At 68.1% G+C, this 25,692-nt stretch carries 26 protein-coding genes; 9 read left to right on the top strand and 17 right to left on the bottom strand.

The window, feature by feature from the left end:
- Positions 1–3: 3 nt before the first annotated feature.
- Positions 4–576 (top strand): 3-hydroxy-9,10-secoandrosta-1,3,5(10)-triene-9,17-dione monooxygenase reductase subunit, encoded by a 573-nt coding sequence (hsaB, locus tag AB0M45_RS28440; protein ID WP_364335504.1) that lies wholly within the window; start codon positions 4–6, stop codon positions 574–576.
- Between the two features lie 19 nt (positions 577–595).
- Here hsaB and AB0M45_RS28435 read toward each other — a convergent pair whose 3' ends face one another.
- Both AB0M45_RS28435 and AB0M45_RS28430 read right to left on the bottom strand, forming a co-directional pair.
- A complete protein-coding gene (locus AB0M45_RS28435) occupies positions 596–1,009 on the bottom strand; it encodes a PIN domain nuclease (protein ID WP_364335502.1) in 414 nt (137 codons plus the stop codon).
- Complete coding sequence (locus AB0M45_RS28430; RefSeq protein WP_040773354.1) at positions 1,006–1,221, bottom strand: type II toxin-antitoxin system VapB family antitoxin; 216 nt, start codon at positions 1,219–1,221, stop codon at positions 1,006–1,008. Before AB0M45_RS28430 ends, AB0M45_RS28435 begins: the two co-directional genes overlap by 4 nt.
- A gap of 196 nt (positions 1,222–1,417) precedes the next feature.
- Between AB0M45_RS28430 and AB0M45_RS28425 the strand changes: the two genes are divergently transcribed.
- From AB0M45_RS28425 to AB0M45_RS28415, 3 genes are all read left to right on the top strand, one after another.
- Entirely contained in the window at positions 1,418–2,065 is a 648-nt protein-coding gene (locus tag AB0M45_RS28425; protein WP_364335499.1) for a YdeI/OmpD-associated family protein, read from the top strand.
- Complete coding sequence (locus tag AB0M45_RS28420; protein WP_364335497.1) at positions 2,043–2,888, top strand: ATP-grasp domain-containing protein; 846 nt, start codon at positions 2,043–2,045, stop codon at positions 2,886–2,888. Before AB0M45_RS28425 ends, AB0M45_RS28420 begins: the two co-directional genes overlap by 23 nt.
- Before the next feature lie 208 nt (positions 2,889–3,096).
- The gene (locus AB0M45_RS28415) at positions 3,097–4,236 is read left to right on the top strand and encodes a hypothetical protein (protein WP_364335495.1); all 1,140 of its coding nucleotides are present in this window, start codon (positions 3,097–3,099) and stop codon (positions 4,234–4,236) included.
- Positions 4,237–4,582: 346 nt separating this feature from the next.
- Here AB0M45_RS28415 and AB0M45_RS28410 read toward each other — a convergent pair whose 3' ends face one another.
- Positions 4,583–5,449 (bottom strand): MaoC/PaaZ C-terminal domain-containing protein, encoded by an 867-nt coding sequence (locus tag AB0M45_RS28410; protein ID WP_364335493.1) that lies wholly within the window; start codon positions 5,447–5,449, stop codon positions 4,583–4,585.
- Between the two features lie 196 nt (positions 5,450–5,645).
- The gene (kstD, locus tag AB0M45_RS28405; protein ID WP_364335491.1) at positions 5,646–7,346 is read right to left on the bottom strand and encodes a 3-oxosteroid 1-dehydrogenase; all 1,701 of its coding nucleotides are present in this window, start codon (positions 7,344–7,346) and stop codon (positions 5,646–5,648) included.
- 114 nt (positions 7,347–7,460) lie between these two features.
- On the opposite strand from kstD, the gene AB0M45_RS28400 reads away from it, so the two are divergent.
- The 4 genes from AB0M45_RS28400 to dmpG are packed head-to-tail and all read left to right on the top strand — an operon-like array spanning position 7,461 to position 11,846.
- The gene (locus AB0M45_RS28400) at positions 7,461–9,086 is read left to right on the top strand and encodes an FAD-binding protein (protein ID WP_364335489.1); all 1,626 of its coding nucleotides are present in this window, start codon (positions 7,461–7,463) and stop codon (positions 9,084–9,086) included.
- Position 9,087: 1 nt separating this feature from the next.
- Positions 9,088–9,873: a 2-keto-4-pentenoate hydratase gene (locus tag AB0M45_RS28395; protein WP_364335487.1), complete on the top strand. Its 786-nt coding sequence runs from the start codon at positions 9,088–9,090 to the stop codon at positions 9,871–9,873.
- A 10-nt stretch (positions 9,874–9,883) separates the two neighbouring features.
- Entirely contained in the window at positions 9,884–10,795 is a 912-nt protein-coding gene (locus AB0M45_RS28390) for an acetaldehyde dehydrogenase (acetylating) (RefSeq protein WP_364335485.1), read from the top strand.
- A 13-nt stretch (positions 10,796–10,808) separates the two neighbouring features.
- Positions 10,809–11,846 (top strand): 4-hydroxy-2-oxovalerate aldolase, encoded by a 1,038-nt coding sequence (dmpG, locus tag AB0M45_RS28385; RefSeq protein ID WP_364335483.1) that lies wholly within the window; start codon positions 10,809–10,811, stop codon positions 11,844–11,846.
- A gap of 145 nt (positions 11,847–11,991) precedes the next feature.
- Here the strand turns inward: dmpG and AB0M45_RS28380 are convergent, their stop codons facing one another.
- The 6 genes from AB0M45_RS28380 to zapE all read right to left on the bottom strand — a co-directional run bounded on the left by AB0M45_RS28380 (position 11,992) and on the right by zapE (position 17,441).
- Positions 11,992–12,453, bottom strand: a complete 462-nt coding sequence (locus AB0M45_RS28380) for a hypothetical protein (RefSeq protein WP_364335481.1) — start codon at positions 12,451–12,453, stop codon at positions 11,992–11,994.
- Positions 12,450–13,724: a DUF58 domain-containing protein gene (locus tag AB0M45_RS28375; protein WP_364335479.1), complete on the bottom strand. Its 1,275-nt coding sequence runs from the start codon at positions 13,722–13,724 to the stop codon at positions 12,450–12,452. Before AB0M45_RS28375 ends, AB0M45_RS28380 begins: the two co-directional genes overlap by 4 nt.
- A complete protein-coding gene (locus tag AB0M45_RS28370) occupies positions 13,721–14,683 on the bottom strand; it encodes a MoxR family ATPase (RefSeq protein ID WP_364335477.1) in 963 nt (320 codons plus the stop codon). Before AB0M45_RS28370 ends, AB0M45_RS28375 begins: the two co-directional genes overlap by 4 nt.
- 29 nt (positions 14,684–14,712) lie before the next feature.
- The gene (locus tag AB0M45_RS28365; protein WP_364335475.1) at positions 14,713–15,210 is read right to left on the bottom strand and encodes a hypothetical protein; all 498 of its coding nucleotides are present in this window, start codon (positions 15,208–15,210) and stop codon (positions 14,713–14,715) included.
- A 144-nt stretch (positions 15,211–15,354) separates the two neighbouring features.
- Positions 15,355–16,302, bottom strand: a complete 948-nt coding sequence (locus AB0M45_RS28360) for a DUF4129 domain-containing protein (protein ID WP_364335473.1) — start codon at positions 16,300–16,302, stop codon at positions 15,355–15,357.
- 149 nt (positions 16,303–16,451) lie between these two features.
- Positions 16,452–17,441, bottom strand: coding sequence for a cell division protein ZapE (gene zapE / locus AB0M45_RS28355; protein ID WP_364335471.1), 990 nt, complete (start codon positions 17,439–17,441; stop codon positions 16,452–16,454).
- A gap of 62 nt (positions 17,442–17,503) precedes the next feature.
- Here zapE and AB0M45_RS28350 point away from each other — a divergent pair, with 62 nt between their 5' ends.
- A complete protein-coding gene (locus tag AB0M45_RS28350; protein ID WP_364335469.1) occupies positions 17,504–18,103 on the top strand; it encodes a transcriptional regulator in 600 nt (199 codons plus the stop codon).
- A 17-nt stretch (positions 18,104–18,120) separates the two neighbouring features.
- Here AB0M45_RS28350 and AB0M45_RS28345 read toward each other — a convergent pair whose 3' ends face one another.
- From AB0M45_RS28345 to AB0M45_RS28315, 7 genes are all read right to left on the bottom strand, one after another.
- The gene (locus AB0M45_RS28345; protein ID WP_364335467.1) at positions 18,121–18,555 is read right to left on the bottom strand and encodes an NUDIX domain-containing protein; all 435 of its coding nucleotides are present in this window, start codon (positions 18,553–18,555) and stop codon (positions 18,121–18,123) included.
- An 85-nt stretch (positions 18,556–18,640) separates the two neighbouring features.
- Positions 18,641–19,843, bottom strand: a complete 1,203-nt coding sequence (locus AB0M45_RS28340; protein WP_364335570.1) for a lipid-transfer protein — start codon at positions 19,841–19,843, stop codon at positions 18,641–18,643.
- Between the two features lie 22 nt (positions 19,844–19,865).
- A complete protein-coding gene (locus tag AB0M45_RS28335) occupies positions 19,866–20,288 on the bottom strand; it encodes a MaoC family dehydratase (RefSeq protein ID WP_364335466.1) in 423 nt (140 codons plus the stop codon).
- Positions 20,285–21,220: a MaoC family dehydratase N-terminal domain-containing protein gene (locus AB0M45_RS28330; protein ID WP_364335465.1), complete on the bottom strand. Its 936-nt coding sequence runs from the start codon at positions 21,218–21,220 to the stop codon at positions 20,285–20,287. The genes AB0M45_RS28335 and AB0M45_RS28330 overlap by 4 nt, the downstream gene beginning before the upstream one ends.
- Before the next feature lie 18 nt (positions 21,221–21,238).
- Positions 21,239–22,399 carry an acyl-CoA dehydrogenase family protein gene (locus tag AB0M45_RS28325; RefSeq protein ID WP_364335464.1) on the bottom strand — a complete coding sequence of 387 codons (1,161 nt, stop codon included), beginning with the start codon at positions 22,397–22,399 and terminating at the stop codon, positions 21,239–21,241.
- Positions 22,384–23,448, bottom strand: coding sequence for an acyl-CoA dehydrogenase family protein (locus AB0M45_RS28320; protein ID WP_364335462.1), 1,065 nt, complete (start codon positions 23,446–23,448; stop codon positions 22,384–22,386). Before AB0M45_RS28320 ends, AB0M45_RS28325 begins: the two co-directional genes overlap by 16 nt.
- A 25-nt stretch (positions 23,449–23,473) precedes the next feature.
- On the bottom strand, positions 23,474–25,627 hold the full coding sequence (locus tag AB0M45_RS28315) for an acyl-CoA dehydrogenase family protein (RefSeq protein ID WP_364335460.1): 2,154 nt from the start codon (positions 25,625–25,627) through the stop codon (positions 23,474–23,476).
- Positions 25,628–25,692 lie beyond the last annotated feature (65 nt).

Here is a 25,692-nt window from a genome sequence, read left to right as displayed (position 1 = left end):
ACGATGACCTCGGACGGAGCCGAGATCGATGCACGGCAGTTCCGGAACGTGCTCGGGCAGTTCTGCACCGGCATCACCGTGATCACCACCTTCGACGGCGACCAGGCCCCGATCGGATTCGCCTGCCAGTCGTTCGCCGCCCTCTCCCTGGAACCGCCGCTGGTGCTGTTCTGCCCCACCAAGGCTTCCCGATCCTGGGCGGCGATCGAGAAGTCCGGACGTTTCTGCGTGAACGTCCTCGCCGAACAGCAGCGCGAACTGTGCGCCCGCTTCGGCTCCCGCGAGCCCGACAAGTTCGCCGGCGCCGACTGGCACACCTCCGACCTCGAGCTTCCGGTCCTGGACGACGCCCTGGCCACCATCCAGTGCAAGGTCGACAGCGTCATCGACGGCGGCGACCACTACATCGTCATCGGCCGAGTCCAAGCCCTCTCCGAAACGACCGCCACGGGCCGCCCCCTGCTGTTCTACCGCGGCCAGTACACCGCCATCGAACCCGAGAAAACCACCCCGGCCCCTTGGCGCGCCGACCTCGAACACTTCCTCACGACCACGACCCTGGACACCTGGTTGTAGTCGGCGGACTCCGCGCCGACTAGCTCGAGCCGAGCCACTGATGTGGCTGGCCGGTCACTGCGGCGATGCACTCGAAGTCGTGGTCCCGATGCAGCAACGTCAGCCCACGCAGTTCGGCGGTGGCGGCCACGACCAAATCGACCGGGCCGGCGCTGCGACGTTGCCCTCGTTTCGTCAGTTCTCCCTGCACGGCCCAGGCCCGGTCATACGCGCGATCATCGACCGGCTCCCAGCCCAAGAGCGACCGCATGTCTTCGACCGCTCGCTCACGGTCGGCTGCGGAGCGTGCGCTGAAGAAGAACTCGAGTTCGGTTATCGGGCAGATCGCAATCAGCCCGGCCGCGGCGGCGCGCTGCCAGGCGAGCGCCTCGTCGTTCCCTCTGAGGAGCGGGACCAGAGCGCTCGTGTCGATGAGGAACTGAGCCGCGCTCACCGACGGTATTTGCGCTTGTCCTCGAGGACATCCAGGTCGAACGCGCCGTCGGCGACAGCATCCTGCAGACGGGTGAGAGCCAGCGCCCGACGACGAGTCTCCAACACTTCCCGAAGCGCCGCGTTCACCGTCTCCTTTTTCGTTCCGGTGCCCAGCGCCTTAGACACATCGGCCACCAGTTGGTCATCGAGGTCGATTACGGTACGAGTCATGACACACCCCTGTTGATATCTTGTATTGCATACAATATATCACCGGAGATGCGTCAGGGGATCGGCCAAACCGAGAGCGCCGCGCCTTGCCGCTGACGTTCCACGCCGATGACGCCGTCATTCAAAGTGCTCAATTGATGAGCACTTCAAGGTCGAGGATGGATGCAGGACCAGCACTGCTACCCCGGAGATCACCATGGATCAGTTCGACGGCACCGAAATCCTCACCTGCGCCGACCACACCCAGTGGGAGGGTTGGCTCGCCGACAACCACGACCGCGCCGCGGATGTCTGGCTGAAGATCGCGAAGAAGAGTGCGTCGGGTACGACGATCACCATCACCGAGGCCCTCGACGGCGCGCTGTGCTTCGGCTGGATCGACAGCCACCGCCGCAGCCTCGATGCCGATCACTACCTTCAGCGTTACTCACCGCGCCGCCCGAAGAGCCCGTGGTCCAAGGTGAACGTCGCCAAAGCGGAGGCACTCATCGCCTCGGGGCGCATGCGCTCCTCCGGCTTCGCCGCCATCGCCGCGGCACAATCCGACGGCCGCTGGTCTGCCGCCTACGAGCCCCAGCGCACTGCCACCTGCCCCGCCGACCTGAACGCCGCTTTTGTCGAGAACCCGTGCGCCCGAAGCAGATTCGACCGACTCGACCGCACCGGACAGTATGCGTTCTTCCTGCAGCTGATGAAGGCGCGGACTCCCGCCGAGCGCACTACTCAGCTGCGGCGGATCCTCGCGGAATTGAGCGAAGGGGAAGGCTGGACCGGCCGGAAATCGGTTGGGGATTGCGTGCCGGGGCGCGAGGATACGGTCTGTGATTCTGCTTGTTCCAGCTGACGTGCTGCGTCCGCAGCGTGCCGATGAACATTTCGCCGACGAGGCGGATGCCGCTCGGGCCGCTGGGATGGATGTCGCTCTTGTCGACCACGATGCCCTGACCCGTCCAGGCGGTGCGGGCGAAGCGGTACGCCGGATCCGAGGGCGTGGTGCGGCGGTTTATCGCGGCTGGATGCTGCGCAGCGAGCAGTACGCGGCGTTCGACCAGGCATTGCGACGGCGCGACGTCATCCTGCGGACCAGCGCCGAGCAGTACCGTCGGGTGCATGAGTTACCGGGGTGGTATCACGACCTCTGCGATCTGACGCCGCGGTCGGTATGGACCACCGGATACGATCGCGACGCTTTCGATCGGGCATGCCGAGAACTGGGCACCGGAGCTGCGGTTATCCGCGACTACACCAAATCGATGAAGCACTATTGGCACGAAGCGGCGTTTCTTCCCGAGGTGGATGAGGCGGACGCCGCCTGGCGAGTGGCATGCAGGTTCCGTGAGCTCCGCGGCGACGACGTGACCGGCGGATTCGTTCTCCGCCAGTTCGAGAACTTCGTCTCGGCCGAGGTTCGTACCTGGTGGATCGACGGCAAGTGCCAATTGATCGGACCCCACCCCGACAGTTCCGAGGACATGCCCACCACCGAATTCGATCCGGACACGGTCGCGCCCACCATTTCGGGTCTTGGTCTCCCCTTCGTGACTGCGGATTTCGCCCTCCGCGCCGATCGGGTGTGGCGTCTGGTGGAACTCGGCGACGGACAGGTCAGCGACCGGCCGCATTCGATTCCGCCGGAGAGATTGATCGCAGTACTCTGCGCGAGATGATCGCCGCCGGGACGAGCGGTGGTCGGCCCGGCCGGTTGAGTCGGCGCCGTGTTACTGGACCCGGCAGGTCCAGGTGCGGCCGTCCGCTACCGAGAACAATCAGGGCGAGACGTCCGGTGCCGACGGAGGTCCCTCCGCGCTGCCGGTAACGCCGTGGTGTCAGCGGCGCCGCTGACCGGTGGCGCCGACCGGGTGGAAGCGAGGAGCCATGATCACAGCCGAGACGATCGCCCGGATACATCGGATGCGGGGCCACGGGATTCCCGTCGTATCCATGTACGCGCACGTGCCGGTCGATCCAGGAGATCGTTCCGGGCTGCTGAGCCGGGTGAACAGCATGGCGGACGGGATCAACCCGATGGCCAAGGACAGATCGATGGAGCGAGCGGCCAGGCTGTCGGTGCGCGACGACCTGGAACGGTTCCGCCAGACGGTCCAGTCGGACTACTGGCAGCCCGGCGCGGTCGCGATGTTCTCCTGTAGCGGAAAAGGGCTGTTCGAGGCGGTGCAGCTGCCGCACGCCGTCCGAGACCGGGTCGTGGTCGACAACACCGCGTGGACGCGGCCGATGCTGGCCGTGCTCGAGGAATACACCCGCTGTTGCGTCGCGGTGGTCGACCGCGCGAGCGCGCTGGTGTGGGAACTGTTCGCCGAGGAGATCGAGGATGCCCGCACGATCGCCGACCCCGCACTGCGCAACCCGAATTACGCCGGGGACCGCGAGGAGAACCGGGTGCACCACAAAGTGCAGGAGCTAGCCAAGAAGCACTACCGGCGGACGGCGGCCGAGCTGGCGGAACTCTTCGACGCCGACGACTACGACCTGCTTGCCGTTGGTGGACACCGCGACGAGATACCGCACTTTCTCGACACGCTGCCCCGCGAGCTGCGCCAGCGGGTCGCAGGCACGTTCACCGTCGACCCGAACACGGTGACGCTGGGCGAACTCAAACAGGACGCCGCCGAGATCGTCACGCGCTACGAGCGCGACATCGACGTCAGTCTGGTCGGCGAGCTGCTGGAAAAGGTCGCCACCGGCGGCCAGGCCGCGCTCGGCGTCGCGAACTGCCTGCGGGCCTGCACCGTGAAAGCCGTGAATTCCCAGCTGATCCAGGAGGGAGCCATGGTCGACGGGGTGGTCTGCGACAGCTGCGGTTGGCTCGGTCTTTCCGGCGACGAGTGCCCGGTGTCCGGCGACCCGGTCCGGCAGACCGAGGACATCCTGGACGAGCTCGCCCAGTCGGTCATCGATGAAGGCGGCTCCGTTCGGCACGTCAAGGCCGATACCGAGATCAAGGAGCAGCTGGCCGCCGCCGAACTGCGCTTCCCGCTACCTCGGCTGCCGTAGGCGCAAAGCCTCTTCCTGGCCGCGGTACCGCCGATGACCCGGGTGGGCCACGCGTGCAGGGCGCCGATCGCCAACGGCCACGAACCGGGCGAGTTCACCTCGTCGGGAGTACCTGCGCACCCACGGTTCCGCCAGCGCCGCTGTGTGCCTGAATCCGCTTGCGGATCAACAAGATCCCTGTCCTTCGGGACCATAACCTCGATTCGACTGCGTTGTGCGCCCCTGGCCGGATGTGCTGTCCTTCGTCACCGGTGTTCTCGCGCCCGCATGATCAGTCTCCGCACTATCCCGCAAACCGGAGAGCATCCGACCGTCCATCCGGACCCCAAAGCCGCCTCGGCCTACGTCAGGCGGGCCGGAATCGCAGCGTGACGTCGGCGAGGACCGGTGCGTCGTCGCGGTCCACGACGGTCGCCGCGATGGTCAGCGCGTCGTCCTGCCGCCAGATGCGTGTTCGGATCGTTTCGCCGGGGTAGAGCACGCCTGCGAATCGGGCGCGGAATCCGGTGACCCGGCGCGCGTCGGCGTCCAGCACGGTGTCGGTCGCGGTTTTGCAGACAATGCCGTAGGTGCACAGCCCGTGGAGGATAGGCGCGGGAAAACCGGCCGCGCGGGCGAATTCGGGGTCGGAGTGCAACGGGTTGCGGTCCCCGCACATCCGGTAGAGCAGTGCCTGCTGCGGCAGCGTGGGCGTGGTGACGTCGAAATCGGGTGTCCGGTCCGGCAACTCGGTCTTGGTGCTGGGTCCGCGCTCGCCGCCGAAGCCGCCCTCGCCCTTGGCGAAGATCGATGACCGCGCCGTCCACAGCGGCGCTCCGTCGGAACCGGTAACGGTGTGTTCCTGCACCACCACCGCCGCCGAGCCCTTATCCCAGATCTCCGCGATCCGACCGGTGCTGGTCGCCTTGCCCGCGGCGGGGATCGGCCGATGCACTTCGATCTCCTGGTGACCGTGCACCACCTTCGCCAGATCGATATCGATGCCGGGGAAGCTCACTTTCGGCGGCTCGGTCTCGTGCAGCGTCGGCGCGACGGTCGCGAAGGTCGGCAGCACCTGTGGTTCCCGATCGTCGAGGTAGCGCAGTTCGGCCGGGTCGGTCCAGCGCGCTCCCGCGCCGAGACCGAGCTGGTAGAGCTGCACGTCCGACGGCGTCCAGGCGAATTCCCGGCTGGGCAGCTCCGCGCCGAGCGCGGTCTTCGGGTCGATGGGCATCACTTCTCCTTGTGCATGATTGTGGACGAATCCGGGCTGGCGTGTTGCGCCGGGACGCACCGGATCTTCATGTCGCGGACCTGCCGCCACGGATCAATCCTGCAGGCCGTGACACCGGCCCGGCTCTGCTTTGTCCGCTCGGCGGGACGGATTCGGCCCGTGTGGCCAGGCCTGGGTGTCGAGCCGTGACATCACCTCACGCCCCGGCGATGGCCGTGGCAGGCTGTTCCTTCTTGCGCTCGGCGATGTCCAGGACCGCCAGATAGCCGAAGGTGAGCGCGGGGCCGATGGTGGCGCCGGGGCCCGCGTAGGTGTGGCCCATCACCGGGGCGCTGACGTTGCCCGAGGCATACAGGCCCTCGATGACGGTCTCGTCCTCGCGCAGCACCCGGCCCGCGGTATCGGTGACCAGGCCGCCCTTGGTACCGAGATCGCCGGGCACGATCTTCGCCGCGTAGAACGGCCCCTCCACCAGCGCGGCCAAGCACGGGTTCGGCTTGATCGTCGGGTCGCCGTAGTACTTGTCGTAGGCGCTGTCTCCGCGGTGGAAGTCCTCGTCCAGGCCGGTGGCCGCGAAGCCGTTGAACCGTTCGACGGTCGCGGCCAGGTTCTGCTCCGGCACGCCGATCTTCGCGGCCAGTTCGGCTAGCGTCGGCGCCTGCACGATGAGGTCGTTTTCCATCCAGCGGGACGGAAACCGCTGGCCGGGCTGTAGCCCCGCGAAGATGTAGCGGTTGCGGTAGCGCTGGTCGAACACCAGCCAGGCGGGGATGTTCTCGCCGGGGCCATCGCCCTGGCCGTACTCGCCGCCGTACATGGTGTGCACGGCCTCGACGTAAGGAGCGGACTCATTTCCGAAACGCTTCCCGTCGGCGTTCACGATGATGCAGCCGGGCAGATTGCGCTCCGCCAGGCAGAACCAGGGCTTGCCGCCCTTGAAGATCGTCGGCCCCCACCAGGCGTCGGCCATGATGTCGACGGCGGCACCGAGTTCGAGACCGGCGTTGATGCCGTCGCCGGTGTTGGCGGGCGCGCCGGTGGTCCATTCGGTGGTGATGGGCTCGCGCTGGTAGGCATGCCGCATCTCCGGGTTGTGCTCGAAGCCGCCGGTGGCCAGCACGACGCCGTAGCGAGCAGCGAAGTGGACGGTCTCCCCCTCATGTTCGGCCTCGACGCCGGTGACCCGGTCGTCCTCGACGATCAGCCGGGTCAGCGGAGTGTTCAGCAGCAGCGGCACGTCCGCCTCCAGCAGCCCCTTGCGCAGCGCGGCGGCCAGCGCCTGCCCCATGCCGAGCAGATGCTTGCCGGTGATCCGGGCCCAGGTGGTGCGCGCGCCGACCCGCATGGCGCGCAGCATGCCGCGCGGATGCCGCCGGATGAGGTTGAGCTGCTTGAAATCGGCCTGGGTGACCACGACGTTCAGCGGCGTCTTGCTGTAGGGCGGTTCCAGATTGAAGCGCTCCGCGCCGAGGATCTTGGCGTCGAACGGCCTCGGTTCACAGGAGCGTCCCTCGGCGCGGCCGCCGGGCGCCTCGGGGTAGTAGTCGGAGTAGCCCGGCACCCAGCGCATCTTCAGCGGCGTGTGATCGAGCACGAAGTCGAAGGCTTCGGCGCCGCGGTCGATGTAGGTGTCGATCCGTTCCTTGGGCACGACGTCACCGATGATGCTGTGCAGGTACGTCCGCGCGTCCTCGCGGTCGTCGGGCCGACCGGACGCACGCAACGCCTTGTTGCCCGGGATCCACACGCCGCCGCCGGAGCGTGCGGTCGACCCGCCGTAGTGTGCGGCTTTTTCGATGACCACCACGCTCAGCCCGTGCTGGGCCGCGGTGAGGGCGGCGGTCATGCCGGCGGCGCCGCTGCCGACCACCACCACGTCGTATTCCCGATCAGTCATGTAGAACACGTTATAGAATGGACGCGCCATTGGTCTATGTTGTGTGGCAGAAGACTTGCTCGACGTTCCATTTGTCGAGGAAACTTGTTTCAGTTTCGGACCGGAGTGAGGAACATGGGCCTCGAATGGGACCTGGCCACCGACGTTGTCGTGGTCGGATACGGCGCCGCGGGTGCGGCCGCCGCGCTGGAGGCGACCGCGGCGGGCGCGCAGGTGCTCGTGCTGGAGCGGTTCGCGGGAGGCGGTGCGTCGGCGCTGTCCGGCGGCATCATCTACGCGGGCGGCGGGACCTCGGTGCAGCGTGCGGCGGGGGTCGAGGACACGCCGGAAGCGATGTACGCCTATCTGGAGCGCGAGGTCGGCGACGCGGTCACCCCTGCGACGCTGCGCCGGTTCGTCGAGGAAAGCCCGGCACTGATCGAGTGGCTGAAGGGGCACGGCGTTCCGTTCGAAGCCTCGCTGTGCCCATACAAGACCTCCTATCCGAACGACCGCTACTACCTGTACTACTCCGGCAGCGAGATCTCCGGGGCGTTCCGGGATATCCCGGCCGCCCAGCGCGGACATCGGGTGAAGGGCCGGGGTACCTCCGGCAAGAAGCTCACCGGCCCGCTCGCGGCCGCCGCGTCCCGGCTCGGCGTGCACGTCGAAACCCTCACGCGAGCTATCCGATTGATCAGCGACGGCACCGGTGCGGTGATCGGCGTGGAATGCCACACGCTGCGTGACGCGCCCGGACGGGTGCGAGACCGTTACACCCGTTTGGCGAATATCGCGGCCAAGCCGGGCATCTACTACCCACCGCTGCGCCGAAGGCTGGAACGGCGGATGGCCGGGCTGGAACGCCGGTACGGCACCACGATTCGCGTCCTGGCCAGGCGCGGGGTGGTGCTCAGCGCGGGCGGCTTCATCGCCAATCGCGACATGGTGCGGCTGTACGCACCCGCCTACCGTGGCGGTCTCGCGCTCGGCACCACGGGTGACGACGGCAGCGGCATTCTCATGGCACAGCAGGTCGGCGCGGCCGTCGACCGCATGGACAACATCTCCGCATGGCGATTCCTCCTGCCACCGAGTGCTTTCACCGGCGCACTGCTGGTTGACGCCGCCGGTCGGCGGGTCATCGACGAGACACGCTACGGTGCCGCCGTCGGTCACGCGCTGATCACCGAGCACGGCGGCAAGGGCTGGCTGCTGGCCGACAACGCGTTGCTGCGCTCCGCGATCGGGCAGATCGGCAAGCAGGGCGCTTGGTTCCAGCGCGGGCAGTTCGAGACCATGCGGCGCACCGCGGTTCGCGGCGCCACGCTGGAAGAAGCCGCGGCCAAGGCGGGTATCGACCCCGCGGGGTTGCGCGCGACGGTCGAGGCGCACAACACCGCGATCGAGACCGGCGCCCCCGATCCGGTCGGCAAGCCCGCGGAGTTCACCGAACCGGTCGGCAGCGGCCCGTACTGGCTGTTGGATGTGGGCATCAAACCGAGCCTGACCAATCCGTGCCCCATGCTCACCCTCGGCGGCGTCGTCGTGGACGAGCGGTCCGGCGCGGTCAAATCGACCGAAGGCACGGATATTCCGGGGCTCTTCGCGGCCGGCCGCACCGCGATCGGCATCTGCTCGAAGTCCTACGTCAGCGGTCTGTCGCTGGCCGACTGCGTCTTCTCCGGCCGCAGGGCCGGCCGGTCCGCGGCGGGCGAGCAGGTCTCGGCGCTCGATCAAGCAACTGTGGAAGGAAACTAGCGTGCTGTCCGACACGGTACGAACCGAACTGGCCGACGAACTCGAACGCGCCGAGCGCGAGCGGGTGGCGATCGATCCGCTGATCGCCAGGCATCCCGAGATCGACGTGGTCGACGCCTACGAGATCCAGTTGATCAACATCCGGCGCAGGCTCGACGGCGGCGCCCGCATTGTCGGGCACAAAGTGGGCCTGTCCTCGAAGGCCATGCAGCAGATGATGGGCGTCGACGAGCCCGACTACGGTCATCTGCTCGCGGAAATGGAAGTCTACGAAGACGTTCCGGTCGAAGCGGGCCGCTACCTGTTCCCCCGCGTCGAGGTGGAGGTCGGCTTCCTGCTCGGCGCGGATCTACCCGGAGCCGACTGCACCGAGGAGGACGTGCTCGCCGCCACGGTCGCCTTCGCACCCGCCATCGAGCTGATCGACTCGCGGATCAAGGACTGGAACATCGGCCTGGCCGACACCATCTCCGACAACGCGTCCTCCGCCGGTTTCGTGCTCGGCGCCCAGCGTGTGGCCCCCGCGGACATCGACGTCAAGGCGATCGACGCGGTGCTCACCCGCAACGGCGAGGTGGTCGCCGAGGGCCGCAGCGACGCCGTGCTCGGCGATCCCGTGATAGCGGTCGCCTGGCTGGCGCGCAAGGTCGCGAGCTTCGGCGTCCGGCTGAAAGCGGGTGACATCGTGCTACCCGGGTCGTGCACCCGCGCCATCGACGCCCGCCCGGGCGACGCATTCCACGCCGAGTTCGCCGGACTCGGTTCTGTCCGTCTGCAATTCACTTAGGGAGGCTGTCGTGTCCGCGAACGGGACCGTCACCGCCGCGATCGTCGGGTCCGGCAATATCAGTACCGATTTGCTCTACAAACTGCTGCGCTCGGCGAAGATCCAGCCGCGCTGGATGATCGGGATCGACCCGGACAGCGAAGGTCTGAAGCGGGCCCGCGGGCTGGGGCTGGAGACCTCGCACGAGGGCGTCGACTGGCTGCTCCGGCAGTCCGAACTGCCGGACCTGATCTTCGAGGCAACCTCGGCCTACGTGCACCGTGCCGCTGCCCCGCGTTACGCCGAAGCAGGCATCCGGGCCGTAGATCTCACACCCGCCGCCGTCGGGCCCGCCGTGGTGCCGCCGGTGAACCTCGGCGCCAACCTCGACGCGCCGAACGTCAACATGATCACCTGCGGCGGGCAGGCGACGATCCCGATCGTCGCCGCGGTGTCGCGGGTGGTCCCGGTGCCGTACGCGGAGATCGTCGCGTCGGTGTCATCGGTCTCCGCGGGACCGGGAACACGCGCGAACATCGACGAGTTCACCAAGACCACCAGCCGTGGCGTGGAGACCATCGGCGGTGCGCAGCGCGGCAAGGCGATCATCATCCTGAACCCGGCCGAGCCGCCGATGATCATGCGCGACACCATTTTCTGCGCCATTCCCGATGACGCCGACACCGACGCGATCGCCGACTCCATCCACCGGATGGTCGCCGACATCCAGCAGTACGTGCCGGGCTACCGGCTGCTCAACGAGCCGCAGTTCGACGAGCCGTCGGTAGTGTCCGGTGGCATGGCCAAGGTGTCGGTGTTCGTCGAGGTGGAGGGCGCGGGCGACTTCCTGCCGCCGTACGCGGGCAACCTCGACATCATGACCGCCGCCGCCACGCAGGTGGGCGAGGTCATCGCGGAACAGATCACCTCGGCCCGGGTGTAAAGGAGTTATCGACATGGTCTATTCAGCAGAACTCGACATCCGCGTCACCGACACCTCGCTGCGCGACGGATCGCATCACAAGCGCCACCAGTTCACCGCCACCGAGGTCCGCGACATCGTGGCCGCGCTGGACGGCGCGGGCGTTCCGGTGATCGAGGTGACCCACGGCGACGGACTCGGGGGCTCGTCGTTCAACTACGGCTTCTCCAAGACGCCGGAACAGGAACTGGTCACCATCGCCGCCGAGACGGCCAAGCGGGCGAAGATCGCCGTGCTGATGCTGCCGGGTGTCGGCGTGACGGAAGACATCAAGATCTCCCAGGACAACGGCGCGTCCATCTGCCGCATCGCCACTCACTGCACCGAAGCCGACGTGTCGATCCAGCACTTCGGCCTCGCGCGCGAACTCGGGCTGGAAACGGTCGGCTTCCTGATGATGTCGCACACCCAGCCGCCCGAGGTGCTGGCCAAGCAGGCACGCATCATGGCCGACGCTGGTTGCCAGTGCGTCTACATCGTCGACTCCGCCGGAGCTCTCCTGCTGGAACAGGTTTCCGACCGCGTCGCCGCGCTGGTGGCCGAACTCGGCGGGGACGCCCAAGTCGGTTTCCACGGTCACGAGAACCTCGACTTGGCCGTGGCCAACTCCGTCTACGCCATCCGCGCGGGTGCCACCCAGATCGACGGCAGTGCACGCCGTTTCGGTGCCGGCGCGGGCAATACACCGGTCGAAGCGCTGGTCGGCGTGTGCGACAAGCTCGGCATCAAGACCGGTATCGACTTCTTCGCCATCGCCGACGCCGCCGAAGACGTCGTCCGTCCCGCGATGCCGCAGGAATGCCTGCTGGACCGTCAGGCCCTGATGATGGGCTACGCGGGCGTCTACTCCAGCTTCCTCAAGCACGCCGAACGTCAAGCCGAGCGCTACGGCGTCTCCGCCGCCGAAATGCTCGTCCGCGCGGGCAAGCGCAAACTCGTCGGCGGGCAAGAGGATCAGTTGATCGACATCGCCCTGGAACTCCAGCGGGAGAAGGCAACAGTGTCCGCCTGACGGCGATATGCGGGTCGCGAACGGAATATCCACCGTCCGCGGCCCGCTCGCCGCCTCCGAGCGTGGACGCGCTCGTTGCGTATTGGCCGACATCAAGCCTGCCGGAGGACGGTGGCTCGGACTGGAGGCTCGAGCACGACCGCGGTCACGGCCCGCCGTACGGCCTCAGTTCCCGGTCGCCGGGTGCGCGACGGGCCGCCGCGCCCTGGATCACCAGGGCGAACAGCACCACGATCAGGACCGGTGCCACCACGGGCGCCCAGGTAAGACGCAGCGGGATCAGTGCGGCGCCGACCGCGACCGCCGCGAAGCCGACCGCGCCGACCACGGACGGGATGGTGGTGGGCACCACGCCGTGCGGCGCGGTCACCGTCGCGGCATTGAGCAGATAGGTCGTGGCCACCAATCCCGTTGCCGCGGAGGCAAGTACGCCCCCGTCGGCGACCGCGAGCACACCCGCCGCGAGCAGCACCGCGCACACCGCCGGCGGCCGGTACCACCAGCCGAGCGCGACCAGGATCAGGGCGGGCACGCCGACCAACGGCTCCAGCAGCGCCACCGACGCCACCAGCAGCACCCCGGAGAGAACGGCGAGGAATCGGGTCATCGGCGCACCCGCACCGTCCTGCGGTGCTCCGGGAGCACGCGCATGATCTGATCCAGACGGGCATCCTGCGGCCAGGCCACGATGTCGACGCCGACGGTGCCCATGTCCCGGTACATCGCGGCGCGCTCGAGCTGCCACATCTTGGCCAGGATCGGGTCGAGGTCTTCGCGGAACGGGGTACCGCGCAGGACATCCACCACGACCACCACGTGCCCGCGCTTGCGCAGGTCGATCAGCGCGAGCGCGAACTGGGTGTCCAGCAGCGTGGAGAACGCCACCACGATCGCACCGAGCGGCACGGCCGCGTGCGGCGCGAGGGTACCGGTGGTCGGAATGTGCTCGTCGCCGACGTCGAGCACGGTGTCGACGATGCGGTAGAACTGGCGGCGTCCGATATCCGGCCGAAGCCAGCGCGGCGCCTGGCCCAGGCACACCACCGCGGTCCGGTCGCCCGCCTGCAACGTCGACTGCACCACCTGCGCCGCGCCGCGCACCGACAATTCCAGCGAGTCGGTGGCCGGCCCCGGCGCCTGCTGCGAGGTGTCCACCAGCACGACGACATCCGCGGAACGGTTGGTCAGTCGTTCGGTGACGTACAGTCGCCCGCGCCGCGCGCTCACCGGCCAGTTCACGATGCGCAACTGGTCGCCGGGAGCGTAGGCGCGGATGTCGGCGTACTCGACGCCGGGGCCGTGCCTGCGGGTCAGGTGGATGCCCAGCCGCTCGGGAAGCTCGGTGCGCGGCAAGCGCATCCGCTGCGGATCGGTGATCGGGTAGACGAACAGCTCACCCGCGGGCAACACGGCCGTGGCGATCGCGAGTCCCGCCGGGCTCAGCGCCGACACGCGCACCGAAACGGGGTAGCGGCCCCACCGATCCGCCGTGAGCGATAGGCGCAGACCGGCGGGCGCGACGCCGGAATCGCTGGCCTCCTCGACCCGGAGCCCGAGTCCGGGAATCAGCCGCGGTTTCAGCCGCAGCAGTGCGTGCCCCTTCTCGACGAAGGCGGCGACGGTGAGCGTCACCTCCTCGGATTCGAAACAGCGCAGCGTGCCGCCGCCGTCGACCTGGATCCTGGTCGCGGACTGCTGCCACGGCGCAGTGGCCAGCACGCCGAGCAACGGCGCGGCGAACACGACCAGCTGCCACCTGCCCAGGATCACCGCCAGCACCAGGGCCGCCGCGGCGCACACCGCGAGCATGAAGACCAGCGGTGCGGGCCGCCACCGCAATTCGGCGTCGACCGCGGAGCTGGCGTCGCGATGCCTCATGTCACGCTGGCGCGCGGGACCGGCAGACGGCGCAACAGTTCGGTGATCACGTCCTCGCCGCGGATGCGGCGCACCCACATCTCCGGCCGCAGCGTGATCCGGTGCGCCATCGCCGGAACGGCCAGCGCCTTCACGTCTTCGGGGACCACGTAGTCGCGGCCGAGCAGCAGCGCCCGCGCCCTGGACATCTGCACGAGGTCGAGCTCGGCGCGCGGACTCGCGCCCACCTCTACCTGCGGATGTCCCCTGGTCGCCGTGGCCAGCGCGACGACATAGCTGACCACGTCGGGGTGCACGGTCACGTATTCGACCGACTGCCGCATCTCCAGCAGACCGTTCGCGTCCACGACCTGGTTGACCTGCGGCTGCTGCGCTCCGCGCTCGAGCCTTCGCCGGATCATCTGGGTCTCGTCCTGTTCGGACAGGTACCCCAGGCGCAGCTGGATGGCGAACCGGTCGAGCTGGGCTTCCGGCAACGGGTAGGTGCCTTCGTACTCGATCGGGTTGTCGGTGGCCAGCACGACGAACGGCTGCGGAAGCAGGAAGGTCTCGCCGTCGATGCTGACCTGTCCCTCCGCCATCGCCTCCAGGAGCGCGGCCTGGGTCTTCGGCGGAGTGCGGTTCACCTCGTCGGCCAGCAGCACGTTGGTGAACACCGGCCCGCGCCGGAAGGCGAACCGGCCGGAGGACATGTCGTAGATGGTCGATCCGAGCAGGTCGGCGGGCAGCAGGTCGGGGGTGAACTGCACGCGGGTGAACTGCAACCCGAGCGCGGCGGCGAACGACCTCGCGATGAGCGTCTTGCCGAGGCCGGGCAGGTCCTCGATCAACACGTGCCCGCCGGACAGCACCGCGATCATGATCAACTGCAACTCGTCCTGTTTGCCGACCACGACCCGGGACAGTTCCCGGAGCACGGCCTCACTGCGCTGGACGGTGACATCCATCGGCATCGTCATTTGTGTACTCGCACTTGCCTCAACCCATTTCACATTCTCTGCAGGCGGCTCAGGATCTCGTCCAGCGCCGCACGTCCCGGTGCCCTGCTGGTCTGATCACGTAGCGCCGAATTGGCCGGATCCACCCATCGCCACAGTTCGGGGCCGAATTGGTGGATACCCGCCGCTTCGACCGCCCTGCGGTTCTTCGCCACCCGCTGACCGGCGGACAGTTCGAACTCCTTGGCCAGCAACGGACGCAAGTGGCGGTCCCACTCCGCGCGGGTGCCATCCGCGCGGTCCGCGAGCATCTGCGCCCTGGCGTGCCAGCGCTGCAACATCTCCGCGGGACCGTTCTCCATCTCGTCTATTTCGGGTTCCTCCCCGGCGCCGGACCGGTCGAGCAACGACCAGACCAGCCAGCCCAGCGCCATCGCCACCGGGATACCCGCGACGATCAGCAGCAACCCGCGCGCTCGCTCCACGGCCACCAACTCGACCACCGCGACGGCGATCACGCAGGTGATCACGGCCGCCACCCGGGTCATGCCGGATCCTTTCTCGCATGACCGGGGGCCATGCGTGGTGACGTGAGCTGCCGCCTCCGGGCCTGACCGATCATGCGGCGCTCTTTCCGGCACGGCCAGGGCCCGGGCGTCGTGACGCAAGCCGCCGCGCCGGGGGCCGCCGGATCACGCGGGCACCTCCCCTTGCAGGTCGGCGAGCACGATGCGCAGCAGTTGCTGGGCACGCATGCGCTGCCACTCGAGCATGGCGTGCGGACTGAATCTGGCCTCCTCGAACAGCGCGACCAGCTCGCGCGCGGACGCGTCGTGCAGCGCGCCCCGTTCGAACGCGCGGGCCAGTACCTCCATCGGAGTGTCCGAGATCAGCGGAGCGGCGGACCGGCCGGAGGCGAGGCCGCGCTCCATCGCGACATAGCAGGCGATGATCGCGGTGCGCGGGTCCTGGCCGGGCGCGTTCATCGCGGCAAGGCCCATCTCGGCCGCGCGAGCCAGCGAGTCCACCACGGTGGGCGCCCCTGGTGCGGCGGGCCCCGGGGCGGGCACCGGTTTGCGCCGGGACGCCACCGTGACCACGACCAGGCCGGTCAGGGCCACTGTCACCAACCCTGCGGCGGCTATACCGGCCAGCACCAGAGCCATCCCGGTCAGTTCCGACGACTCCGGGCCGGGTTCGGTCGGCGCGGGTGTCCCGAACTCCGGCGGGGCACCCGTAGTTGTGGCGGGCGCCGCCGGGCGCGCCGGCTCGCTCGGACCGCTCGCGCCGATGAAGTAGATCGCGGATCCGGCGGCGACCAGCAGGGCGAACATCGCCAGCGCCCCGAGCACCGCCAAGCCCATCCGCCCGAGCCGCCACTGCTGGCGCTCTTCGGCACGTTCCGGCTCGGGCATGGCCAGCGGCAGGCGATGCTGGCTGGCGATCACACCCGCCAGCAGGATCACCATCGATACGGTGAGCAAGACCGGCATGAGCGCGACCGACACCGCGGACGGAACACGCCGTTGCGGCTCGGCTTCGATAATTCCTGGGATGTATCCGCGCAGGGCGATGACGGCAAGCGCCAGCAGCGTGATCAGCACGATCACGCGCGATATCGGCGCTCGCGCCCGGGTCACTGCGTTACCACCACATCTGAGTACTGCACAAAGCAGCCACATAGTTACATGCCGGGCGGTCCGCTCGGGATGGAATCGAATACTTCGGAGTTCCTCCTCTTAAACCGCCCCGGTAGTGGGAACATCGCGCCGCACCGCAGGAACGGCGACTACCGGGCCACAGCGGGCGCGCGTTGGGACAATTCACAAAGTCGGCTTGTCAAACGTGAGATATCCGGCACTCCATGAACGTCCTGGACCAGCTCATGCAGCGCCGCGGCCGCGACCACGGTGAGTTCACAGTCGGCGTCATAGAGGACATCGATCACGTTCACCAATCGCATCGCCTGGTCCGGCGGAACTTCCTCGAGCAGAGGGATATCTCGGATTTCCCAGCGCTGAAAACGTTGGGCAAGTACAACATAATCAGCCGCGGAGGTTGGTACACCACACAAATCGGCGAAGTCGATGACAAGGGTGCCATCGGCGGCAATGGCGCGTAATGTCCGTGCGCCGATGAATATCTCGACATTCCCAGAGCCATCGGATAGCGCCTCGACGTCATGCGACGTGCGTCGCTCCGGAGGCACGATGTATCGCCCGGCGGCGAATCCCGTTCGGCAATCCTTTCGAGAGTTCAGAGCGCGATAGTCGATCGGGCCGTCAACCGACACCACGTCCATGCGCGCCAGAATGCGTTCGATCGCCGGCACGAACCGGTCGTGGAACAACGGGTTGGGCAGTAGCTCATGCGGTGGATAGTTCGACGTCACCACCAAGACGACGCGACGGGCGAACAGCACGTCCAGCAGCCGTGCGATGAGCATCGCGTCGCCGATGTCGTGCACGTGGAACTCGTCGAAACAGATCAGCAGAGCGTCGCCGAGCAGCTCATCCACCGCGGCGTCGATCGAGCCGGATTCGTGTGCCGCAGCGTGCAGCCGGGCGAAGAACTGGTGAAAGTGGTAGCGCCGCTTGCGCTCCGAGGCGATCTCGGCGAAGAACCGGTTCATCAGCATGGTTTTGCCGCGCCCCGGCCTGCCGTGCAGGTAGATGCCGCGATGGCGCCGGATCGGCGTGCCACGCCGATCGAGCAACTCACGCAGCCGCGCCGCCGTCCGCACCTGATCGGCATCCCACTGCATCACGCCGGGTTCCATGACACCTCCTCGTCCTCTACATTTGTAGAGGACGGCCCGACCGGTGGCCAGGAAAGGTGATCATGTCCACAATCGACCGGCGTGTGCTGCTCGTCGACACCGCCATCGAGCTGATCGCGACGCGAGGAATCCGCTCGCTCACCCACCGCGCGCTGGACACCGCGCTCGACCTGCCTGCCGGTTCGTCCTCTTACTACTTCCGCACCAGACGCGCACTGCTCGTTGGCATCGCGGACCGCATCGCCGAGCGCTCACGCGCCGACTTCACCGCCGCCGGACCGAGCTTGGAGATCTCCGGCACGGGGGACACCGCGCTCGATCCCGACCTGGCCGGACGCGCGATCGCGATGTGGGTCGATCGGCTGCTCGCCGAACGTGGCAACCACTTGATCGCCCGGCATGCGTTGCTCGCGGAACTACGCGCGGACGCCGAACTGCGCGCCCGACTCGCGCACAGCTTGTTCTCCGTCGAGCATGCACGAGAACTTTTCCGCGCCAAAGGTTCCGCCGACCCGGAGACCGCCGCCGCCGACTTCGTCGCCGTGCTAGAGGGCGCGGTCTTCGACCGCTTCACCGGAAACCGCACGCATCTCGCGCCCGGCAGCCGGGCCAGCGTCGACCAGCTCACGAACCTGCTGTCGGTTTACCTGCGCGCCCGTTGAGGGATACCGAATCCGCGTCAGCGCCAGCCTCGTTCGGAATACCTCTCGCCGCGGGCACGCGCACGAATCGCCGCCAGCGGGTATTCGATGATGTCCTCCGGCAGCTCGTCCAACGGAAACCAGCGCAGCTCGTAGCAGTTGTCCGGCTCCTGGTTGACCGGCTCGCCGACCCACCGTGACGTCTCGAAGAACACCCCGAGCCGTGCTTCCCGGCCGGCCGCGACCACGTGCGCGACGTGCACGAAGCTCAGATCGTCCGGATCGATCTCGACCCCGGTCTCCTCACGCGCCTCCCGTACCGCCCCGGCCGTCGCCGACTCTCCCGCCTCCAGCCTGCCCGCCGGGAGATGCCACCGTCCGTCGAACTCGTCCGCGCTGCGCCGCCTGCTCAGCAACAGCTCGTGGCCGTGCAGTAACAGAACGTGCACATCCACCAGATGCCGATCCGTCACCGCCTCAACCTAACGCTTGGTGTCACCCGGCCGAAGCACCTTCACCGCGAGAAGCGAATCCGGCTCAGGTGCACGAAGACGGCGACTAGTCGGTGTTGCCGGAGAGGACCAGGCCGGAGGTCGGCACACCGGTACCCGCGGTGACCAGGATGTTCTCCAGGTTCTCCACCGGGTTGACCGAGGTGCCGCGGATCTGCCGGACGGCTTCGGCGATGCCGTTCATGCCGTGGATGTAGGCCTCGCCGAGTTGTCCGCCGTGGGTGTTCAGCGGCAGGCGTCCGCCGATCTCGATGGCGCCGTCGGCGATGAAGTCCTTCGCCTCGCCGCGCGCGCAGAAGCCGAGTTCCTCCAGCTGCATGAGCACGAACGGGGTGAAATGGTCGTAGAGGATGGCGGCCTGCATGTCCTGCGGACGCAACCCGCTCTGCGCCCACAGTTGGTCGCCGACCAGGCCCATCTCCGGCAGACCGGTCATGGCGTCGCGGTAGTAGCTGGTCATCACGTACTGGTCGGCGCCGGAACCCTGGGCCGCGGCGGCGATCACGGCGGGGCGCTGCGGCAGGTCGCGAGCGCGCTCGACGCTCGTGACCACGATCGCGACGCCGCCGTCGGACTCCTGGCAGCAGTCCAGCAGGTGCAGCGGCTCGGCGATCCAGCGGGAATTCTGGTGCTCGTCCAGCGTGATCGGCTTGCCGTAGAAGAAGGCGGCCGGGTTCACCGCGGCGTGCTTGCGGTCGGCGACCGCGACCCGTCCGAAATCCGCGCTGGTGGCCCCGTAGACGTGCATGTAGCGCCGAGCCACCATCGCCACCTGCGCGGCCGGTGTGCCCAGCCCCTGCGGGTAGGACCACCCCGCGTCGATGCCCGACGAGGTCGGCGCCGTGGCCAGCGCCGTGGAGAACTGCCCGAACCGCGACACCGAACGCTCGTTGAACGCGCGATAGGCCACCACCACGTCGGCGATGCCGGTGGCCACCGCCATGGCCGCCTGCTGAACGGTGGCGCAGGCCGCGCCGCCGCCGTAACCGATGTGGCTGAAGAAGGTCAGCCGCGGAATCCCGACCGCCCTGGCCACCGCGGCCTGGGTGTTGGTGTCCATGGTGAACGTGGTCAAGCCGTCCACGTCGGCCGCGGTCAAGCCCGCGTCCGCCAGCGCCGCGGTGACCGCCTCGGCGGCCAGCCGCAGTTCGCTGCGCCCGGAGTCCTTGGAGAAATCGGTCGCGCCGATGCCGACGATGGCCGCGCGGCCGGAAATCTGCCCATCCGTCGCCCGGCCGTCGCCCCTCATCGAATCGCTGCGCGATGCCGGCTCAGTCATGGTTATCAGCCCTCCGCAACGCGATGACGGCCGTGGCCGTGATGTGGTCGCCGAGGCTGTCCTTGCCGACCACGTCGATGTGAATGTCGTCGTTTTCCAGGGCGGTCACCGTGCCGGTGAGGGTCAGCGTGTCCCCCGCGTACAGCGGAACACCCAGGCGCAGCGCGAGCGACTTCACGATCGCCCGTGGACCGGCCCAGTCGGTGACGAAGCGCTGCACGAGACCGGTGTCGGTGAGGATGTTGACGAAGATGTCCTTGGAGCCGCGGGCGACGGCCTTGTCCCGGTCGTGGTGCACGTCCTGGAAGTCCCGGGTGGCCAGCGCGGTGCTGATCACGAACGTCGGATCGGCGGTGATCACCAGCTCGGGCAGCACGGTGCCGACCCGCACACTCTCCGGTTCGACGGTGTTCACGAGACCACCTGCCAGAACGGCAGGGTCGCCTCGTCGTCCAGCTTCTCGAAGCCCACCTCGACCGGCAGGCCGACCCGCACCTCGGCGGGATCTATGCCGCGCAGTTCCCCGAGCATGCGCACGCCCTCCTCCAATTCGACCAGCGCGACCACGAACGGCAGCTGCCGTCCCGGCACCTTCGGCGCGTGGTGCACGACGTAACTGAACACGCTGCCGTGCCCGGAAGCGACCACGTAATCGGTCGGCTTCGACTTGTCCTGCCAGATGGCCGGAATGGGCGGGTGCCGCAGCGATCCGTCCGGCAGCCGCTGAATCCGCAGCTCGCCGACCTTGGTTCCCTCCCAGAAGAATTCGGTGTCCAGGGAAACCAGCGGCTTGACCCGCTCGCCCGCCGCGGGCTTCGGCGCCGCGGTTCCCGGCGCGAATTTCAGCAGCCGGAACAGCATCTCGGCGACCACCTCGTCACCGACACGCCAGGTGGTCCGGAAGGTGACGAACCAACCCTCGCCCAGCGCGGTCCGTTTCGGACCGCGGATGTCCGAAAGCCTGCTGGTCACCGAAACCTGTTCGCCCGCATTGAGATAGCGATGGTAGGTCTGCTGGCAGTCGGTGGCGACCACGGAGGTGTAGCCTGCGGCGTCGAGCAGTTCGGTGACCGCACCCATCGGGTCGTCGGCGGGCCGGGAACCCTTCAGCCCGAACATGGTCCACACCTGAGCCATCGCGGGCGGGGCGACGACGCCGGGATGCCCAGCGGCGCGAGCCGCCGCCTCGTCGACGTAGATGGGGTTGGCATCGCCGAGGGCCTCGACCCAATTGTGGATCATCGGCTGATTCACCGGATCACGCCCGAAACGGGGCGCGCACTCGCCCGCCGCTCGGATGGCCTCAGCTGCCGCGATGATCGCTTCCGGAGTTGTTGTTTCCGGCACGCGCGACTCCTTCACTGATTATCTGGGGACTCGCGGCAACCGCAGTCCGGACGAGGCGACCAGTTCTCGCATCACCTCGTTGACGCCGCCGCCGAAGGTCACTACGAGGTTCTGCTTGGTCCGGCGATCGAGCCAGGTGGACAGCTCTGCGGTCGCAGCGTCGGCTTGGTCGCCGTAGCGGCCGACGATCTCCTCGGCGAGCCTGCCCGCCTCCTGCAGCGACTCGGTGGAGAAGACCTTGGTGGCCGAGGCGTCGGCGATCACCTGTGCCTGGTCCCCGTCGACCGTCCCTGCCACCTGCCAATTCAGCAGTTCGTTCAGCCGGGCCATGGCGTGCATCCGCCCGAGCGAGCGCCGCACGTCGAGTTCGCCGAGCACACCGCGCGCCTGCGCCCAGTCGCGGACCCGGTCGTAGAGCTGCTCGATCTTGCCCGACGGCCCCAGGCTCACCCGCTCGTGGTTGAGCTGCGTCGTGATCAGCTTCCAGCCCTCGTTCTCCGCGCCGACCAGCATGTTCGCCGGAACCCGGACGTTGTCGAAGTAGGTCGCGTTGGTGTGGTGCGCGCCGTCGCAGGTGATGATCGGCGTCCACGAGTAGCCGGGGTCGGTGGTGTCCACGATCAGGATGGTGATGCCGCGATGACGCGACTCGGCGGTGCCGGTGCGGCAGGCCAGCCAGACGTAGTCCGCCTCGTGCGCGCCGGTGGTGAAGACCTTCTGCCCGTTCACGATCCAGTCCCCGGACTCGTCGCGCACGGCAGAGGTTCGCAGCGACGCCAGGTCGGTGCCGGCCTCGGGTTCGGAGTAGCCGATCGCGAAATGGATATCGCCGGTGAGGATTCCGGGCAGGAACTTCTGCTTCTGTTCCTCGGTGCCGAACTGCTGCAGCGTCGGACCGACCGTCAGCAGGGTCACCAGCGGAAGCGGGACATCGGCCCGAACCGCCTCGTTGAAGAAGACCTGCTGTTCGACCGGCCCGAAGCCCTGGCCGCCGTACTCCTTCGGCCAACCGACGCCGAGCCAGCCGTCGCGTCCCATCCTCCGCACCACCGCGCGGTAGGCGTCGCCGTGCCGGTTCACCGCCATCTCGGCCTCCTCCTCGGGAGTCACGAGGTCGGCGAAATAGGCGCGCAACTCGTCGCGCAACCGGCGCTGCTCGGCGGTCAGGTCGATGAACATCTTGCCCCCAAACGATCGAGTCGGAACGACGCCCCGCCGAGCCAGCGGACGATGTCCTTGGCCTGCGAGTAGTAGCGATGCATCGGGTGGGTGATGTCCACGCCGAGACCGCCGTGCAGGTGATGACACTTCTGCATGGCCGTGGGCAGTTCCGCGGCCACGGCGTAGGCCAGGATCTCCAGGTCGTCGTCGGTGCGCTCACGGTGCTGCTGACTCGAATCCCGCTGAGCAAGCGCCCAGTTCGCCGACGCCGCGGCGACGTGCAGGGTCCGCGAGACGACGTACAGGTCGGCGATCTGCTGGGCCACCGCCTGGAACTGCGCCAGTGGCCTGCCGAACTGATTGCGGGTGCGCAGGTGCTCGGCGGTCAGCACGATCGCGCCCTTCAGCAGCCCGTCGGCCACCGAGCCGATCGAGGCGAGCGCCAGCCGGTGCAGGTCGCCCAGTCCGGTCGGCCACAGCTGGTCGGCGGGGATCTCCACCTGGTCCAGCACCACGGTGCATTCGGGGATGCCGCCGGAGACCGGCGTCGGCGTCATGGTGATCCCCTCGGCATCCGCATCGACCAGCGCGATGCCGGAATTGGTCGGCACCAGCAGCCAGCGTGCCTGCTCCGCGTAGGGCACGGCGATCTTGCACCCGCTGACGCGCACCATCTTGCCGCTGGTGACCGCGATGGTCTCCGGCTTGTCGATGAACGGCGCCGCCGGTTCACTCAGCGCCGCCGTGAGCACGGTGCCCTTGGCGACCTCGGGGAGCACCTGCGCCTGCACGCTCTCGGGCGCGGAGGCCACCAATGGCAGCACCCCGAAGCCGAGCGTAGGAAGAGCCGGCACCGCGACAGCGTCCATAGCCAGCTCGGTGAGGAGCACGGACACCTCGAGCAGACCCATGCCGTCGCCACCGTGGCGCTCCGGTAACGGAACGGAAAGCAGGCCGGAGTCGACCAGTCTCGGCCACAGCTCCATATCGCGTGCGGGTTCGTGCTCCATCAAGCTCACGACGACTTCGGCCACCGCGTCTTGGCCCTCGTCCCTGGTGAAATCCACGCTTTTCTCCCAGTTGTCTCGATGACTAGTTATCCGCGTCACGAGGCAGCCCCAGAATCCGCTCACCGGCCACGGTGAGCAGAATCTGCTCGGTTCCACCAGCGATCGATAGACAACGCGTGAGCAGGAATTCCTTCGCCACATCGGCATCCTGCGCGCCGACGGGCCCTGCCGTCTCGACAGCGAATTCCGCGACCGCTTGGCGGTGGCGCACCCCGACCAACTTCCGTACGCTACTCTGCGCACCCGCATCAGCGCCCACCAGCGCCTTCAGCGTGGCGCGTTGCTCGAGCAAAAGTCCCGCGATCGCCTCGGCGACGAATCCACCGAGCCTGTCGTTCACCAGTTCCGCACCCCGTCCGGTTGCGGGTGATTTCGCGATCAGTTCCTCTAGTACCGGCCCGATGCCATTGCCGCCCATCGCGACGCGCTCGGTCGACAGCGTCGAGCGGGCGATTTTCCATCCGTTGTTCACCGCACCGACCACACAGTCGTCCGGTACGAATACGTCGTCGAGAAAAACCTCGCTGAATCGCGCCTCGCCGGTGATCTGCACCAGCGGGCGGATCTCCAGTCCGGCGCTGTGCATGTCGACCAGGAAATAGGTGATTCCGCGATGCTTGGACGCGTCCGGATCGGTGCGAGCCAAACAAATTCCCCAATTCGCTTTGTCGCCCAGCGAAGTCCACACCTTTTGCCCGCGCAGCACCCAACCGCCGTCCACCTTTTTCGCGGTGGTGCGCAGCGCGGCCAGGTCCGAGCCCGCCTCGGGCTCGCTGAACAACTGGCACCAGACCACCTCGCCGCGCAGGGTCGGCCAGGCGAACCGGTCGATCTGCTCCTGGTTGCCGTAGCGCAACAGCGTGGGAATCGCCCAACCGCCGATGGCCAGGTCCGGCGCGGCGAGCCCGGCGCGGCGCAGCTCCTCGGAGATCATCAGGCCGGTCATGGGATCGGCGGCGCGTCCGTAGGGCCGCGGCCAATGCGGCATGACCAGTCCCGCCTCCACCAGCGCCTCGCGCTGCCGATCGGCCGGCAGCGCCGCGATACGCGCGACCTCCGCGGCCAGTTCGTGCGCGTTGTCGCCGGCCACGACGGCCACGCCGTCCGCGGCGAAAATCCGGTCGGTGCCGGTGGTGCGCCGCAGGCCCCGCCGGGTCAACTCGGTGACCCGGGCCCGCCAGCGCGCCGAACCGCCGAGCAGCTGGCGCAGTGCCACCGCCCTGCGCAGGTACAGGTGCGCGTCGTGCTCCCAGGTGAAACCGATCCCGCCGAGTACCTGGATGCAGTCCTTGGCGGTGTCGACGGCCGCGTCCAACGCGATGGCGGCCGCGATGGCGGCGGCGATCGGCAGTTCCGCGCCGCCCTCGTCCACGGCGGCCGCGGTGTCGCCGGCGACGGCGCGGATGAGTTCGGTGCGGCACAGCATCCAGGCGCAGATGTGCTTGACCGCCTGGAACGATCCGATCTTGCGGCCGAACTGCTCGCGCACCTTGGCGTACTCGACCGCGGTCTCCAGGCACCAGCCCGCGAGACCGGCCAGCTCGGCGGCGACCAGCGCGACGAGCAGGTCCTCGGCCGGGTGCGGCGCGACGAACACCCGCTCGACGGGGACGCGCAGGTCCGTGCACTGCACCCGGGCCAGCGGCGTGCTCGGATCCAGCGGTGCGAGCGGTTCCACCCGCAGGCCGTCGGCGTCGGGCGGGACCAGGCACCAGCGCTGCCCGTGCGGGAACTCGACCGGAAGCAGCACGGCGGTGCCCGGCGCGGCGCCGAGCACGGAATCCCAGGTACCCGTGAGCAACATCGCGTCGCTTGCGGCGGGTACGCTCACCGTCGAGCCGGCAACGAAGTCGAGCGCGACGCCGCAGGGCAGGTCCTCGTCGAGGCTTCCCGCGGTGATCAGATTGGCCAAAGCCGTTGCCAGCACAGGGCCGCCGACCAGATCGTGCGCCGCCTGCTCCACCAGCACGGCGAGATCGGCGACCGAACCGCCCGCGCCACCCGCGTCCTCGTCCACCGCGACACGGAAGATTCCGAGCCCGGCGAGCGCGGGCCAGTAGGCGCGCCAAAAGTCGGCCTGGCCGGTCCGCATTGTTGCAATCGGACGGACCGACGCCGCCCAGCCGCGCATCGACTCCTGAACGGCTTTATGCTCGTCAGTGGTGGCGATGGTCACACTCCATACCGCCTTTCCGGCGTGACTCCCACACCTAGAACATGTTCTAATATCCTAGCCGGGCG

The sequence above is a fragment of the Nocardia sp. NPDC051787 genome, from assembly GCF_040681325.1.
In the GTDB taxonomy this organism is placed as follows: domain Bacteria; phylum Actinomycetota; class Actinomycetes; order Mycobacteriales; family Mycobacteriaceae; genus Nocardia.
The sequence above is the reverse complement of the archived record's forward strand: the minus strand, read 5'-3'. Positions and strand labels throughout refer to the sequence as shown.

Bases quoted from the DNA above. Each gene is read 5' to 3' on its own strand.
- AB0M45_RS28370 (WP_364335477.1), bottom strand. From the start codon at position 14,683: ATGACGATGCCGATGGATGTCACCGTCCAGCGCAGTGAGGCCGTGCTC.
- AB0M45_RS28325 (WP_364335464.1), bottom strand. From the start codon at position 22,399: ATGTTCATCGACCTGACCGCCGAGCAGCGCCGGTTGCGCGACGAGTTG.
- dmpG (WP_364335483.1), top strand. From the start codon at position 10,809: ATGGTCTATTCAGCAGAACTCGACATCCGCGTCACCGACACCTCGCTG.
- AB0M45_RS28380 (WP_364335481.1), bottom strand. From the start codon at position 12,453: ATGACCCGATTCCTCGCCGTTCTCTCCGGGGTGCTGCTGGTGGCGTCG.
- zapE (WP_364335471.1), bottom strand. From the start codon at position 17,441: ATGGAACCCGGCGTGATGCAGTGGGATGCCGATCAGGTGCGGACGGCG.
- AB0M45_RS28410 (WP_364335493.1), bottom strand. From the start codon at position 5,449: ATGCCCATCGACCCGAAGACCGCGCTCGGCGCGGAGCTGCCCAGCCGG.
- AB0M45_RS28430 (WP_040773354.1), bottom strand. From the start codon at position 1,221: ATGACTCGTACCGTAATCGACCTCGATGACCAACTGGTGGCCGATGTG.
- AB0M45_RS28415 (WP_364335495.1), top strand. From the start codon at position 3,097: ATGATCACAGCCGAGACGATCGCCCGGATACATCGGATGCGGGGCCAC.
- AB0M45_RS28400 (WP_364335489.1), top strand. From the start codon at position 7,461: ATGGGCCTCGAATGGGACCTGGCCACCGACGTTGTCGTGGTCGGATAC.
- AB0M45_RS28365 (WP_364335475.1), bottom strand. From the start codon at position 15,210: ATGACCCGGGTGGCGGCCGTGATCACCTGCGTGATCGCCGTCGCGGTG.
- kstD (WP_364335491.1), bottom strand. From the start codon at position 7,346: ATGACTGATCGGGAATACGACGTGGTGGTGGTCGGCAGCGGCGCCGCC.
- AB0M45_RS28375 (WP_364335479.1), bottom strand. From the start codon at position 13,724: ATGAGGCATCGCGACGCCAGCTCCGCGGTCGACGCCGAATTGCGGTGG.
- AB0M45_RS28425 (WP_364335499.1), top strand. From the start codon at position 1,418: ATGGATCAGTTCGACGGCACCGAAATCCTCACCTGCGCCGACCACACC.
- AB0M45_RS28340 (WP_364335570.1), bottom strand. From the start codon at position 19,843: ATGAGGGGCGACGGCCGGGCGACGGATGGGCAGATTTCCGGCCGCGCG.
- AB0M45_RS28350 (WP_364335469.1), top strand. From the start codon at position 17,504: ATGTCCACAATCGACCGGCGTGTGCTGCTCGTCGACACCGCCATCGAG.
- hsaB (WP_364335504.1), top strand. From the start codon at position 4: ATGACCTCGGACGGAGCCGAGATCGATGCACGGCAGTTCCGGAACGTG.